The sequence below is a fragment of the Agarivorans sp. Toyoura001 genome (assembly GCF_005405585.1).
Taxonomy (GTDB): Bacteria; Pseudomonadota; Gammaproteobacteria; order Enterobacterales; family Celerinatantimonadaceae; genus Agarivorans.
In genome coordinates, this window is sequence record NZ_BJEQ01000016.1 from 1 (window position 1) to 14192 (window position 14192).

15 protein-coding genes and 1 pseudogene are annotated in these 14192 nt (G+C 43.0%); 6 read left to right on the plus strand and 10 right to left on the minus strand.

Going from position 1 to position 14192, the window contains the following annotated elements; genetic code table 11:
• A pseudogene (locus FFR00_RS16410) lies at positions 1-138 on the minus strand (IS3 family transposase); the annotation flags it as partial.
• Positions 139-228: 90 nt separating this feature from the next.
• Positions 229-1569 (minus strand): N-succinylarginine dihydrolase, encoded by a 1341-nt coding sequence (astB, locus tag FFR00_RS16415; protein ID WP_137674502.1) that lies wholly within the window; start codon positions 1567-1569, stop codon positions 229-231.
• Positions 1570-1870: 301 nt separating this feature from the next.
• Between astB and topA the strand changes: the two genes are divergently transcribed.
• Entirely contained in the window at positions 1871-4501 is a 2631-nt protein-coding gene (gene topA, locus FFR00_RS16420) for a type I DNA topoisomerase (RefSeq protein ID WP_137674503.1), read from the plus strand.
• A 64-nt stretch (positions 4502-4565) separates the two neighbouring features.
• Here the strand turns inward: topA and FFR00_RS16425 are convergent, their stop codons facing one another.
• The 3 genes from FFR00_RS16425 to FFR00_RS16435 all read right to left on the minus strand — a co-directional run bounded on the left by FFR00_RS16425 (position 4566) and on the right by FFR00_RS16435 (position 7143).
• The gene (locus FFR00_RS16425; protein ID WP_137674504.1) at positions 4566-5525 is read right to left on the minus strand and encodes a methylenetetrahydrofolate reductase; all 960 of its coding nucleotides are present in this window, start codon (positions 5523-5525) and stop codon (positions 4566-4568) included.
• A 130-nt stretch (positions 5526-5655) separates the two neighbouring features.
• On the minus strand, positions 5656-6420 hold the full coding sequence (locus FFR00_RS16430; protein ID WP_137674505.1) for a DNA repair protein: 765 nt from the start codon (positions 6418-6420) through the stop codon (positions 5656-5658).
• Between the two features lie 30 nt (positions 6421-6450).
• Entirely contained in the window at positions 6451-7143 is a 693-nt protein-coding gene (locus FFR00_RS16435) for a sensor histidine kinase KdpD (RefSeq protein WP_137674506.1), read from the minus strand.
• A 164-nt stretch (positions 7144-7307) separates the two neighbouring features.
• Between FFR00_RS16435 and FFR00_RS16440 the strand changes: the two genes are divergently transcribed.
• From FFR00_RS16440 to FFR00_RS16455, 4 genes are all read left to right on the plus strand, one after another.
• A complete protein-coding gene (locus tag FFR00_RS16440) occupies positions 7308-8327 on the plus strand; it encodes a DUF2817 domain-containing protein (RefSeq protein WP_137674507.1) in 1020 nt (339 codons plus the stop codon).
• Positions 8317-9096 (plus strand): alpha/beta fold hydrolase, encoded by a 780-nt coding sequence (locus FFR00_RS16445; RefSeq protein ID WP_137674508.1) that lies wholly within the window; start codon positions 8317-8319, stop codon positions 9094-9096. The genes FFR00_RS16440 and FFR00_RS16445 overlap by 11 nt, the downstream gene beginning before the upstream one ends.
• A gap of 44 nt (positions 9097-9140) precedes the next feature.
• Positions 9141-9716, plus strand: coding sequence for a hypothetical protein (locus FFR00_RS16450; RefSeq protein ID WP_137674509.1), 576 nt, complete (start codon positions 9141-9143; stop codon positions 9714-9716).
• Positions 9717-9805: 89 nt separating this feature from the next.
• Positions 9806-10627 carry an Mbeg1-like protein gene (locus tag FFR00_RS16455; protein WP_137674510.1) on the plus strand — a complete coding sequence of 274 codons (822 nt, stop codon included), beginning with the start codon at positions 9806-9808 and terminating at the stop codon, positions 10625-10627.
• Here FFR00_RS16455 and FFR00_RS16460 read toward each other — a convergent pair.
• A complete protein-coding gene (locus FFR00_RS16460; protein ID WP_137674511.1) occupies positions 10624-11088 on the minus strand; it encodes a hypothetical protein in 465 nt (154 codons plus the stop codon). The two genes, FFR00_RS16455 and FFR00_RS16460, sit on opposite strands and share 4 nt — an antisense overlap.
• A 176-nt stretch (positions 11089-11264) precedes the next feature.
• On the opposite strand from FFR00_RS16460, the gene FFR00_RS21665 reads away from it, so the two are divergent.
• Positions 11265-11426, plus strand: coding sequence for a hypothetical protein (locus FFR00_RS21665; protein ID WP_154675880.1), 162 nt, complete (start codon positions 11265-11267; stop codon positions 11424-11426).
• Positions 11427-11471: 45 nt separating this feature from the next.
• On the opposite strand, the gene FFR00_RS16465 is transcribed toward FFR00_RS21665, so the two are convergent.
• From FFR00_RS16465 to FFR00_RS16475, 4 genes are all read right to left on the minus strand, one after another.
• On the minus strand, positions 11472-12413 hold the full coding sequence (locus FFR00_RS16465; RefSeq protein ID WP_137674512.1) for a YeiH family protein: 942 nt from the start codon (positions 12411-12413) through the stop codon (positions 11472-11474).
• 179 nt (positions 12414-12592) lie between these two features.
• A complete protein-coding gene (gene rssA, locus FFR00_RS16470; RefSeq protein WP_137674513.1) occupies positions 12593-13525 on the minus strand; it encodes a patatin-like phospholipase RssA in 933 nt (310 codons plus the stop codon).
• 120 nt (positions 13526-13645) lie between these two features.
• A complete protein-coding gene (locus tag FFR00_RS21670; RefSeq protein ID WP_154675881.1) occupies positions 13646-13804 on the minus strand; it encodes a hypothetical protein in 159 nt (52 codons plus the stop codon).
• Positions 13804-14184 carry a hypothetical protein gene (locus FFR00_RS16475; protein ID WP_137674514.1) on the minus strand — a complete coding sequence of 127 codons (381 nt, stop codon included), beginning with the start codon at positions 14182-14184 and terminating at the stop codon, positions 13804-13806. Before FFR00_RS16475 ends, FFR00_RS21670 begins: the two co-directional genes overlap by 1 nt.
• Positions 14185-14192 lie beyond the last annotated feature (8 nt).

Genomic DNA, 14192 nt, shown 5'->3' on the forward strand with positions numbered 1-14192 from the left:
CCCCTGAATGCCAAATCGGGCTTGTGCTTGTTTGTACGTCATTTCGCCTTTTTCGATGCGCGCTACAACACCTAATTTAAAGGCTAAGGTGTAATCTCGTTGTGTGCGCTTACGGCTTGAGTTAATGAGTGTTGTCATAAAGAAGTCCTCTTTATGTCAACCTATTTCCGGACGGGACATTTGAATGAAAAAAGCCTGATTATTATCAGGCTTTTTTGTATCTGCGAGTTAGTTTTGTTGGAAAGGATAAACAGAACCTAAGTGAAGAATTTGGGTTAACTCATCCAAGGCGGTATTCACTTCTGTAATCATCTGCGGGTCACGTAAATCATCAAACGCTAAGCTATCGCGATAGTGTTTATCCACCCAGCTATTTAAGGTGTTAAACAACTGCTCACTCATAATGGTGTGTTGGTTTACAGCAGCTAGCTCCATATCGTTTAAAGCTACACGTAAGCGCAAACAAGCTGGGCCTCCACCGTTGCTCATGCTTTGTTTAACATCAAAATAATGTACTTGTTTAATCGGGGTATTTCGGCCGACTAAATCTTCTAAATAGCGATGTACTTGCTCAGACTCTTGGCAATTAGTTGGGGCAATAATGGCCATTTCGCCAGGCGCGGTGGTGATGATTTGAGTATTAAATAAATAGCTTTTAACGGCTTCATCTAGACTTACTTCATTGTCACTAACTTCGATGAAATGTAGTTTATTTTCGCCGAAACGTTGCTGAATATGCTCAAGTTGCTGCTGAGTATTTAAAAACGCCTGTTGATGATAAAACAGGACATTTTGGTTGCCTACTGCAATCACATCGTTATGAAAAACCCCTTGGTCAATCACTGAGGGGTTCTGTTGGATGAAAATCGCTGTATCTTCGTCTAAGCCATGTAAACGCGCCACCGCTTGGCTGGCTTCTAAGGTTTGTCTCGCTGGAAACTTTGTAGGGGAAGGGGCGTTGCTGTTAGCCGCTGTTCTGCCATATACAAATAGTTCCAAACCCGCTTCACCGTAGTTATTACACAAGCGGGTATGGTTGGCTGCACCTTCATCACCGTAATAGTCATTTTCGGGCAGATGTTGGTGATGTTCGAAATATTTACTGTCAGAAAATACCGCTTTTAGAATATTGCCTGTCACTTCTGGCTCAATGGAACGGTGCAATTTGTTAGTTAAATTGGCTGGAGTGAAATGTACTTTTCCATTTTCGGTATCTGCACTAGGTGATACGGTTGCTGCGTTGGCTGTCCACATACTTGATGCTGAATAACTCGCCAGTAAAGCGTCTGGAGCTTTCTTTGCGGCTTGTTGCAATACTTGAGCATCGTTACCGCTAAAGCCGATACGACGTAATAAATTTAAATCTGGACGCTGCTGCGGGGCCAGCACGCCTTGAGTTAGCCCTAAATCATTTAAGGCCTTCATTTTCAGAAGACCTTGTTTGGCTGCTTCTTTTGGATTGGAAGCATTTTGGGCGTTGGATAACGAAGCCACATTACCAAATGAAAGACCGGCATAATTGTGAGTGGGACCCACCAAACCGTCAAAGTTGACTTCAAAATGTTTCATAGTCTTCCTTTTACTACGCTCATCGAAAAATGAGTTATCTTTTGTTGAAAAAATCTTTACCAATGGTTATTTATATTGGCATGTGAAGAAAATCAAGCGTATAACACTACCCTTAATAGGGAGTTTCAGATGTTATCAGTTTGTATCTTTGTGGTCGAGTGCTTAATTATTCACCCAATAAACCAAAGATTTAAAAAAGTTATTGACCTATGCTAACTCTCGAGCAATATAAAAAAGAACAACTGTCTACTACTTTCCGTCGGTGGGCCAACCAGACGGACACAATGGTAAAAAGAACAATATGAGCAAATCTCTGGTAATTGTAGAGTCACCAGCTAAAGCAAAAACGATTAACAAATACTTGGGACGCCAATATGTGGTGAAATCAAGTGTTGGACACATTCGTGATCTGCCTAGCAGTGGTAGCGCGACCAATAAAAAGAAAGCAGCGCCAGTGTCTACAAAGGGCCTAAGTGCTGAAGAAAAAGCCAAGTTAAAGAAGGCCAAAGACAAGAAAGCACTTGTGGCTAGAATGGGTGTAGACCCAGAAAAAGATTGGAAAGCTAATTACCAAATTTTGCCTGGCAAAGAAAAAGTAGTTAGCGAGCTTCAAGCTCTCGCCGAAAATGCTGACACCATCTATCTCGCAACCGATTTGGACCGCGAGGGAGAGGCAATTGCGTGGCATTTAAAAGAAATTATCGGCGGTGATGATAGCCGTTTTAAGCGGGTGGTATTTAACGAGATTACTAAATCTGCGATTAAAGATGCCTTCTCGCAACCCAGCGAATTAAACATGGACCGGGTTAATGCCCAGCAGGCTCGTCGATTCTTAGACCGTGTTGTTGGTTACATGGTTTCTCCATTGCTGTGGAAGAAAATCGCTCGAGGATTATCTGCAGGCCGCGTGCAATCTGTAGCGGTTCGCTTAGTGGTAGAAAAAGAGCGTGAAATTAAGGCCTTTGTACCTGAAGAGTATTGGGACATTCACGCCGACCTAGCGACGACATTGGGCGAAGGTTTACGGGTAGAAGTGGCCAAACAAAATGGCCAAGCCTTTAAACCGGTTAATCAGCAGCAGGCAACTGCTGCGGTTGATAGTTTAAAAGGCGCTAATTACACGGTTGCTAAGCGCGAAGATAAGCCGACTCGCTCAAAACCGAAAGCCCCGTATATCACCTCTACGTTACAACAAGCCGCGAGCACGCGTTTAAGTTTTGGCGTGAAACGCACCATGATGCTAGCTCAAAGGCTCTACGAGGCCGGCTACATTACTTATATGCGTACTGACTCAACAAACTTGAGTAACGACGCTGTAGAGGCTGCTAGAGGCTATATTGGTGATAATTTTGGTGCTAAGTACCTGCCAGAAAACGCTTTGCGTTATTCGAGCAAAGAAGGCGCCCAAGAAGCTCACGAAGCGATCCGACCTTCTGATGTTACGGTATTAAGCGAACACGTTGATGGTGTTGACGCAGATGCCAAGCGATTGTACGACCTTATTTGGCGCCAATTTGTAGCATGTCAAATGACCGATGCACAATACGATGCGACGACAGTTACTGTGAATGCCGCCGAGTATGAATTACGCGCTAAAGGTAAAATTTTACGCTTCGACGGTTGGACAAAAGTACAACCGGTAGGCAAAGCAAGTAAAGCTGACGATGGCGTATTGCCTGCTGTTAGCCAAGGCGACAAACTAAACCTTGTAGAACTTGATCCTAAACAGCATTTTACTAAGCCACCTGCGCGTTTTAACGAAGCTTCGTTGGTTCGTGAATTGGAAAAACGTGGAATTGGTCGTCCGTCTACTTACGCTTCAATTATTTCAACCATTCAGGATCGCGGTTATGTTCGCACTGAGGCTCGTCGCTTTTACGCGGAGAAAATGGGTGAGATTGTCGCTGAACGCTTAACCGAAAGCTTCCAAGACTTAATGAGTTACGACTTTACTGCCGATATGGAAGAGCGTCTTGATAAAGTAGCTGACGGGAGTTTTGAGTGGAAACAGGCGTTAAACGAGTTTTACAAAAACTTTAAAGGCCAGCTAACCAAAGCAGATGATGACGAAACCGGCATGCGTAGCAATAGCCCGGTGATCACCGATATTAAATGTCCAGACTGTGAACGTCCTATGGGGATCCGCACAGCAAGTACCGGTGTATTCTTAGGTTGTTCGGGTTACTCGCTACCGCCGAAAGAACGCTGTAAGTGCACGATCAACTTGATCCCTGGGGAGGAGGCTGTAGCCGCCGACTCTGAAGAGCAAGAAACTGAAGCACTGCGTGCTAAAGAGCGTTGTCCGGTTTGTAGTACCGCAATGGACAGTTACTTGATTGACGAAACCCGTAAACTGCATGTTTGTGGTAATAACCCTGATTGTGAGGGTTATGTGGTTGAGCAAGGTAGCTTTAAAATTAAAGGTTACGACGGCCCGATTGTTGAGTGTGAAAAGTGTGGCAGCGACATGCAGCTACGTACTGGTCGTTTTGGTAAGTACATGGCTTGTACAGGAGAGGATTGTAGTAATACGCGTAAAATCCTTAAAAATGGCGAAGTGGCTCCACCACGTGAAGATCCCGTTCATCTGCCTGAACTAGAGTGTGTTAACAGTGATGCCTACTTTGTATTGCGTGACGGCGCATCTGGTATCTTTATGGCAGCTAGCAACTTCCCACGCTCACGAGAGACACGCGCGCCTTTAGTTGAAGAGTTGAAACGCTTCAGAGATAGATTACCTGAGAAGTTCTATTACTTAGCCGATGGCCCGGTAGCAGATCCCGATGGCGTTAAGTCTCTAGTTCGTTATAGCCGTAAAACGAAAGAACAGTATTTAAGTACTGAAGTTGAAGGCAAACCTACGGGGTGGCGTGCTTACCACACCACCGGTAAGTGGGTAGAAGAAGATAAACGTAAAAAGCCTAAAAAGTAGGCCACTTATGTCACTAAAAAAGGAAGCCTAGGCTTCCTTTTTTATTGGGCGTGGTTAACGCGGATTAGTTGTTTAACTGCAGTTGAGCTAACTTTTTGTCCATTGTGGCTTTAAGCAACTTATACAACAAAATTGACGCATCAATCTCTTCTTTGCGATTGGTTAAACTTTCAATGTTTAAACCTAGCGGTATCCCTAAGGGTAAGCAGGCTTCTAGAATTTGTACCAAGTTGTTGTAGCAAATTAGAATCGATTCTTTAAGCGGCTTTTCCGCATCGAGAATACGCAAGCTGGTCGCCTCTGGTACCGATATACCCAGCCATTCAATAAACTCCAAGGTTTTAGCACTGCCACAAGGGGAGAAGGTAAGGATGATGCGTTGCGGTTTTTGCTGAGTCTTTTTACATTCGTGTGCGTAACGGGTAAGCATGTCGATGGTTGCTTGGGCGTTGTACACCGCTTGAGACACAAAGTACTGGCAACCTTGCTCGGTTTTATGCACCAAGCGCGCGTGTTCGTCACCTTTCTTAGCGTGGCGCTCAGCAATGGTTACACCACCCAAATAAAAATCGGGTGAATGCTGTTCTATTGCCTTATAAGCATCAGCCAAGCTTAATTGAATGTCGTTGCTAGCCGCAGGGCTGCCTACTAAGACCAAATCACGAATTTCGTATTGGTGCCAAGCTTCTTTTAACCAGCTAACAAAGTCTGCTTCATTGCGCTGTGAGACGCTTTTATAAGTAATTACCGAGCGTTGGCTTTTGTGCATCAAAAGTTGGGCATACAAGCGCGGGTCGTGTGTTTGCATGTAAGGGAACGGCCGTGGTTTGTCTATACGACTGCTTTCATCTTGAATGTCGTAAACAATTAAACCGTCGTAATCAATTTCATCTAAACGAGACAGTAACTTGTCAGCAATATCACTTACTTTCTCTATGTCGGTGTTTTGTTTAGGTGGAGTGGTTCCAATAAAGTACACCCCATGAAAAGGGTCACTTGAGATCTGTTGAAGTGTTTTGCGCATGGTTGAGTTTTTAGCTTTTTTATTTGAGGTTATTCTCGCATAGCTTTAATGGTTAGGTCTAACTCTGTGTAATCGCTGAGCGGCCTGTAAAGCTATGCAAGTGAAGTAGGGTGAAGATGTAAGGCTAGGCTTACCATTTTTTCTTAGGTTGGAATAAAACATCCAATTCGTCAGTTTCTTTTTCGGCTAAGTTTTCAGCTTCTTGTTTACTGTCAGACTTCAGTTTGTCGCTCATTTCTTGATTCATGCGGCGCATATCTTGTAGCTTTTGCTCCAAGTAGGCATCACGGTCAGAGATGTTACTCAGTGCAGAAATGCCTTTGTTGAGTAACTGGCGAGCCGTACCCCATTGGCGAAGCGCTTGGGCTTCGATGGCACGTTTTAAGGCGTTTTCAATATTCACCTTAAGTTGCATTAACTCTAAACGGCGGTCTTCTAATACAAATACTTGGGTGTTTAAACGGCCTTTAGCGTGTTCTGAACGTACCACGGCACGTATTTTTTTAACGATTTGCAGCATCTGTAAGGCGTCTTTGTCGGTATCTGGAGCACGAAATGCGCTGTCGCTTATTTCACCTGCATTTTTGATTTGACTCAGTTGCCCTTGGGTGGCGCGAATTCGGTTGTTTAGGCCTTTTACACTGGGGTCGGTGTTTTTAATTTGATTAAGCGCTTCTAGCATACGTTTGTGTAAAAGCTCTACCAGTTCTTTACTGTAGGGGAGAATAGAGGAGTGAAGTAACAGTTCTTCAGTCTCGTTAATAATGGCCTTTTGTTTGGCGATTGCTAAACGACGTTCTGTTTCTTGTTTTTGTTTAAATTGTTGCACCATGTTGTATCCGATAACCAGAAACAACAATGCGCCAACGCCAAGCAATACTAAGGTAAATACCATAATCTAACCGAAAATTTCCTATTTACTGGGCTATGGGAGATACAAGCTAAAACGACTACCACCTAAGAAGCTGCCATTTTCGATATGTATTCTACCTTCCTTGCCCGAATTTATATGTGCTTTAGCGATCAATTTCGCGAAAAACAAACCTAAACCACTACGATTATTAACAAAATCTAGTTGAGACGCTACTTTTGCATTTGCTAGGTCAATAATGCTTTGCGGAAAACCATCGCCATCATCATCTACCTGTATACATAAATAGTTATCGGCTTGTTTTGCAGATATTTTAATTTGTTTTTTAGAATAGCGCAGCGCGTTAATTACTACATCACTTAACAGATACTCAATTAAGGTGACATCGAAGTACCAGCTTAGAGATTCATCCACCTCAATATCTATTTTCATTTGGGTTTGTTCAATGAAGCTTTTGTTTTTGTAGTACACATCGTTGAGTAAATCTTCTAGATAATTCTCTTCAATGGTCATGGGTAATTGTTTTTTTTCAAAGCGATATAGCGCGAGAAGCTGCATCAAACTGCCATTTAAACGAGACACCTCGTAATGCAAGCGAGATAACTCTTCGCTATCTTCACGGCCATTCTGCTTAGAACGAAGCGCGATTGCTTCAGTTGATTGGGTCAACATGCCTAAAGAGTTTTTCATATCGTGAACGGCGGTAGCCAAAACCGAAGAAAAATCGAGCTTGTCGTTAAGTGGCATGGTGTATCCTTTTTTACGCTTAATTGCAGTGTAACTGAAGCTAAGCTTTCTCGCAAAATCAACTACTTCCAAAAGCTGAATGGTCTAAATAAGTAACCAGTGTAATATATCTGCAATGGCTTTTTGCTAGATGTATTTTGCCAATTATAGCAAGTGGACTAGCGATGCGAAGCCAATCTGACTTTCCAGAGATGGAACAACTTTTAGCCTTACTTAATAAACACCAAGACAAAGTCACGGTAAAACAACTTTGCCAAGTTAGCTGTAAAACCGACCGCTTCCCGGTGCATCAGATCTCACTGGGTAATGCGAGCCAAGACAAACCTGCTATTTGTTTTGTTGGTGGGGTACATGGAGTAGAACGCATTGGTAGCCAAGTTGTGCTGTCTTTTATGGAAAGTATATTAAACCGTTTGGATTGGGACAAACAACTGCAGTTGCTGTTAGAGGCGTGTTATCTGGTTTTCATTCCCATCGTGAACCCGAGCGGAATGGTGTTACAGCGAAGGGCTAATGGTAATGGGGTAGATCTAATGCGCAATTCTCCAAGTTATGCAAAAGGTAAGGCGACGTTTATGGTGGGAGGCCAGCGTATTAGTCGACGGTTACCTTGGTATCAGGGGAATAAAAACGGCGTTATGGAAACAGAAAGCCAAGCCATTTATGACTTTGCCGAACAACACCTTTTCGGCAGGCCATTTAGTCTAGTGTTGGATTGCCACAGTGGTTTTGGTCACCAAGATCGAATTTGGTTTCCCTATGCAAAATCTGCCACAACGGCTATTGAAGATATTGGTTCTGTATATCGTTTACGCCAGGCATTTTTTGAAAGCTTCCCCCATCAAAACTACTTGTTTGAGCCCCAAACTAAACATTACGTCTGCAATGGAGATCTTTGGGATTATTGCTACGAGCAATCATTAAAACGACCAGGCATCTTCATCCCACTAACCTTGGAAATGGGATCTTGGCGTTGGTTAAAGAAAAATCCCTTACAAGTGTTTAGTAGTTTAGGTTTGTACCATCCAATGAAACCACATCGCGTTCAGCGTGTTTTAAGGCGACACTTGGTGCTAATGGAGTTTTTAATTAACGCCAGCTACTCTTGGCGCGTACTTCATCAAACTGAGCCGTTAAAACGTGCGACAAAACTTGCTAAGGACAAATGGTTTAATGACAAATAAAAGTCGTGGTCATCGACCAATTGTACTTATTCGAGGCTTGGTTCGCGAGCAACGCCATTGGGGATTTTTCAAAACTGTTCTTCAACAGTCTTTGCCTGAGCGAAAAATATTAAGCTTTGATATTCCTGGGAATGGTTCGCTTGCAAATCTTAAAAGTCCTTCGAGCATTGCAGAGTTGCGACAATCTTTGAGGATTCAACTGAAACTAAGTCCGCTTGAGATAAACAAGGTTGATTTAGTCGCGATTTCTTTGGGGGGAATGTTGGCAGTAGACTGGGCAGATAAATACCCACAAGAAATACACTCGATAACATTAATCAACTCTTCAAACGCGGCGTTTTCGCCGTTTTATCAGCGTTTAAGATGGCAGTCATACCTAAAAGTGTTGGGTATTTTATTTGCTAAAACAGATAGACAACGACAGCAGCGAATAATGAAGGTAACAAGCCAATTTCCAGCCTTACATGGCGATGTTATGGAAAACTGGCTAGCATGGTCAAAGGAACATGTTGTAACAAAGACAAATGCCTTTAATCAGTTAAAAGCAGCGATGTTGTTTAAATTAGCCATTAAACCAGTGGCGCCTGTTTTGGTGTTAAGTAGTCAGCAAGATCAGTTGGTTAGCGCGAAATGTAGTGGGCATCTCGCCAAGCATTGGGCTTGCACACATAAGCAACATACAAGCGCCGGGCATGACTTACCGTTAGACGCACCCGATTGGACGGTAAAACAAATACAAGCGTGGTTAGAAAGCTTGACCTCAGATTAGACCTCATCTAAGACTAAAACTGGTAGAGCAGAAGGATGTGACATATGAAGTTATGGATAACACTATTAGTACTTTTTAGCCCACTTTTATGTGCTAACCAGTTAGCCCTAGAAGTAATAGAAGGCGCTTATCCAAAACTTACGCTTAGATTGGAAAAAGTAACAGAGTTAACTCAGCATTTCGCCAATACGCAAAGCCCGGGGTTTGAGCCTGAGCTAAAAGACCATATACAAGTTGTCCTACCCACTAGCACTAGATGTATCAACAAAACGCTTACACCTTTAAAAGGCCGATTAGTCATTGTTGAGTTAGCTTGGACAGCAACCCTTGGAAAGCAGCTTGCTTTGATTAGCCAAAACAAACCTTGGCAACAAGCAAATATGCTGGTTCAGTTCCCTAGTAGTGACGAGCAATGTCGCCAACAAGTATTACAGTTAGCTTTTCCCGATTTACTGAGTTTCAATCAACAATGGGGCCGGGTAGAGCGAAAAGAAAGTGGTAGTGTTCAAGCTATCAGCTTTTTTGCGGCGCACGCCACTACTAAGGGTTATGTGTTCAAACTTGTTGCCCCAAACCCACAACGAGCTCAACAATACTGGCTAAAGCATTACGCTGAGTAAGGTTAAGTTGCGTGGTTTCACTAAAGTGTCATATTGCGCAGGAAACACTGTGTTTCAATAAGCTACCTTATTTAGTCTCGGATTTGCTGTTGAACCACACTGTATATCAAGAACCCACAGCTAAACTCAAAAAGCTAAAACGTTACCAATATGAACGCTACGCAGTGTTGTGCCGACTCGCTTATCCTTCTGCGATGGAAAGCATGGTTGAGCAATTAGACAAATACGTTTATCAAGATGTGTTTGATCGCTGGGGGCGTTCTACCACACGCGTATTATGGAAGGAGAACAAAGACGAAGTAATTGTGGTTTTTCGCGGCTCAATGAACATTTTTGATTGGTTAGTTAACTTGGCATTTGTACCTAAAAAGTATGTCGCAGAAGGCTACCAATATCATGTGCACTGGGGCTATTTGCAGCTGCTCGAACAGTTAAGTTGTGATCCACACCGTAGCAAACATCAGCTGACTGTTTACCAGCGGCTAGAATCGATACTGTTACCCTTGATAGCTCAGGGAAAACGCATCTCACTTACTGGGCATTCCTCTGGTGGGTGCATGGCTGTGTTAGTGGCAGATCGTTTAGAGAGGAAGTACCCCAAAAAAGTTAAACGGGTGGTTACTTTTGGTCAACCAGCAACGGGATTGTGGAACTTTAAAAAGCATTACACGCTACACCGAAAAACCTATCGAATTTGCTGTGACTTGGATGTAGTCACGTTTTTGCCGCCAGTGCCATTTATGTATTGGCACGTAGGGCGAATGCTTTGGTTGCATGACGAGAAAATTTACGAGAACACACCAACCTGGTATCGCTTATCTAAATCGATAGTGAGTTGGTTACTGCTTCCTTTTACTTACCATTACATGCGCAAGTATATTCGTAACAAAGACTACTTTGATGAACACTAAGGTTGAGGAATTGGGTTGGCACTGCGGTAGGACTGCACAGCGCGCATTCCTTTCTTGTTCACGCTCACTACTTCCGTTCTTGGCCAACGGCCACACAGTAAAGTGATTTCCTGTTCATTTTCCTTGTAATAAACGTAACGCTGGCCTTTACCCAACATGCAACACACGGGTTGCTCGTCTAAATAGCTAATATGAACAAAACCGTCGTCAGAACTTACGCTAGGGCACCAATCTTTGGTGGTTCCACCATGATGATTTGGCTGTTTGGCTTTAAGTACGGTGAGTACATCAACAGTGTTGGCGGGGTGGGTAGAAAACCAATTAAGGTAATCAGATACACTGAGCTCTTTGTCGTAAAACTTCGCTAAGGTCACTTTCTGCATTTGTAAAATGGCTAGGATCATAACCAGCAGCACAATAATGAATGGAAAAAGAATTCGATAGAGCAAAGTTCGGAGCATTATTTCTGCCGTAAGTTTAGGAATCGCCGACGATTCTAACAAAAATGTGACGTATGTCTAATTATTATTCGTGTATCTATCAGTGGCACTATATAAGTAAGGGAAATAGCTTATAGGAAAAGTGAATTTGTAAGGGGCTTAGCAAGGGTTACGATAAGTCTAACTGGAGAGATGCTATGTTACGTAAGTTATTGTTATTAATTGTTGTGATGAGTTTGATTGCTGCGTGGTTTAGCGCTGATCTTACCCGAGCTATTTTTGAAGCTAGCGCATTTGTTGCGGTCATTGTTATGTTGCTTTGCTCATTCTCGTTTAAGCGAAATAAACAATCTCGTTAAGCCTGTTTCTAACCTACCAAGGCGTTTAAGCCTTTCAAGTTATTTTTAATAGTAAGCTAGTATTATTAGTAATGAGACGCTGGCGATACTAATCCAAAGACTTACTCCCAATAATAAGGGTTTGATTCCAGCACTTTGCATATTCTTTGCGGTTAACCCGTAGCCGATTAAAAACAAACACACACCCAATAATTGTTTAGATACGCTAAACAAGCCTTGATATAAGCTATCAAACATAGGCACATAGTTGCTCACCAGCATGGCGAGTATGTAAAAAACGATGAAGTAGGGGAAAGAGAATTTTCCATCTTTCTCTTTAAAATAGACCGCGCTTAATAGGGCTACTGGAATGATCCATAACGCTCGCGCTAGCTTAACGGTGGTTGCCACCGTTAGCGCTTCGTCGCCATAAGCTGCGGCAGCACCAACAACTGAAGATGTATCGTGAATAGCAATGGCTGCCCAATAGCCAAATTGGCTTTGGCTTAAACTAAATAGGTGGCCCAGCACTGGAAAAAGAAATAAGCCACAAGCGTTAAGAATAAATACCGTAGCAAGCGCCAATGAGATTTGTTTGCTGCTGGCTTTTATCGCTGGCGAGACTGCTGCAATTGCGCTACCACCACATATAGCAGAACCTACAGAGATCAGATAGCCGGTTTTTCTTTCAATACCGAGTAGCTTGGTAACTACAGTGCCCAATACTAAGGTAAATAGGATAGAACCTACAATAAGGCCAAATCCATTTTGGGTGTATTCAATGGCTTGGTCGATGGAAATGCCGAAGCCTAAACCTACCACCGAGATAGCCAATAAACGTTTAGTTACAGCGCCAATATTAATTGCTTTAGGCGTAAATCCAAAACTCGCTAAACAGGCACCTATAACTAAAGCAGCAGGCCCATTAACCCAAGGACTTAACACCAATAGGGCAATGGCGATACATAGCAGGTCTGCGGCTTGAAATTGTTTAAGGTTTATCTGCATATCGCCCTCGTCGAATAGAGTTTTATTGTAGAGCCTTGGCGCTTCTGAGGGTAGAGTAAGTTTTGATTGATGAAAATCGATTAAAGATAAATATATTATTGTTTTTATTGGTGTATTCTATTGCTTATCAATAATATTGATTAAATTAATCAATATTATTCAGTGTCTGGTTTATCTCGTTATCGGTAAAAAAGCTCTTCTTCGATTTGTGGGCGCATTAACTCAGTAACCCTTTTCCCTTCGCTAATGGCTTCTTCCGCTCGATGGAAATCCATGATGCCGATATCTCCAAGTTTAGGCGAAAGTAGGATATCTGGCGGATCGCCAGCCATACGGGTGCGGGTTAATCGTTCTTGCATGATGTTTATTGAAGTAGACATTACCCCAATCATTCCCGGAGAGCGATTGCTGTTTTGTTGCTTTAAATTGCTTAGCATGGAATTGAGGTAGTCTTTGCCTCCGCCTAATAAACGCCAAAATGGCTGATTACTGGGGTTTTCATTGTGGCTAAGGGTCTCGTTTAAGTCGTCATCGAGTAGTGCAATCCGTGATTTATCATTGTTTAGGTTTACTGCAATGACTACATCCGCTCCCATGGCTCGGCATAAAGAAACAGGCACTGGATTAACCACTGCTCCATCAACCAACCATTGGTCGTTTAATCGATAAGGCGCCATTAACCCAGGCATAGCACAAGATGAACGTACGGCGTCTCGCACGCTGCCTTTTTGTAGCCAAATCTCCTTACCAGATTCTAACTCTGTGGCTACTGCTCCAAAGGGAATATCGAGTTGCTCTATGCGGTCGCTTCCAATGTATTGTTCGGCGGCATTAAACACTTTCTCACCAGTGAGTAATCCGCCTCTATACAACGAGAAATCCATTAAGTTAAATACTTGCCAACTAGATAGGCTTAAGGCCCAATCGGTAAGCTTATCTACTCGATGACAGGCATAAGCTGCACCCACTAATGCGCCAATGGAACAACCGGATACAATATGAGGTTGTATGCCCATTTCGCGCAAAGCCAAAATGACGCCTAAATGCGACCAGCCCCTAGCAGCGCCACTGCCTAGGGCAAGCCCAATAACCGGGTCCTTTTTATTCGACATCCTTTATCTCTCTGTGAATCCAAGTATTTACCGAGCAAGTGTTGCTGATATTAGCGGTGACTGCAACGGCGCAAGCAACAGATTCACGTTAAAGTCATCAGCTTGCTTTAACCAATCGCTCTATTGCTGGTTTCTTAATACTTCGCCTTGAACAAATTGTTGGTAGTCCTCTTGGCAAACGGCGTTTTCTGCTTTGACCGTTGCCATTCCAATGGTAAACCCTAGTAAGGCGTAAGCCACACACCAGATAAGCTGTTTGCGCTCTTGTCTTCTTCTCATTAGGTTCCCCAAACTGTTTTAGCAATGTTGTAGTGCGGCATTTGCAAACATTTCATTTTATTGAGTGCGGTACTCGTTTGCTGTTGATCCAAATAACCAAGGTCTAAAGCGTTAGCTGCTAACAATTCGTTGAATACCTTATAGCCAAACCACTGGCGCCTTAAGTGTGCGAGTTCTCGAGAAGCTATAACAATGAGGTGTAAGCTAAATATCCCTGCATGAGCCTCGTTCATGTGACTGGTTGCAACACTGTGTTTTCCCCATTCGTTGCGGGTAATGCTTTTCATCAACATAGCACTTAGGTAAGGATCTACATCTAAGAGTTGTAATTGTTTTTGTAGCGCGCGTTTACTACGTAATGATTTTAATAGTTTTAGCATGATTGAAT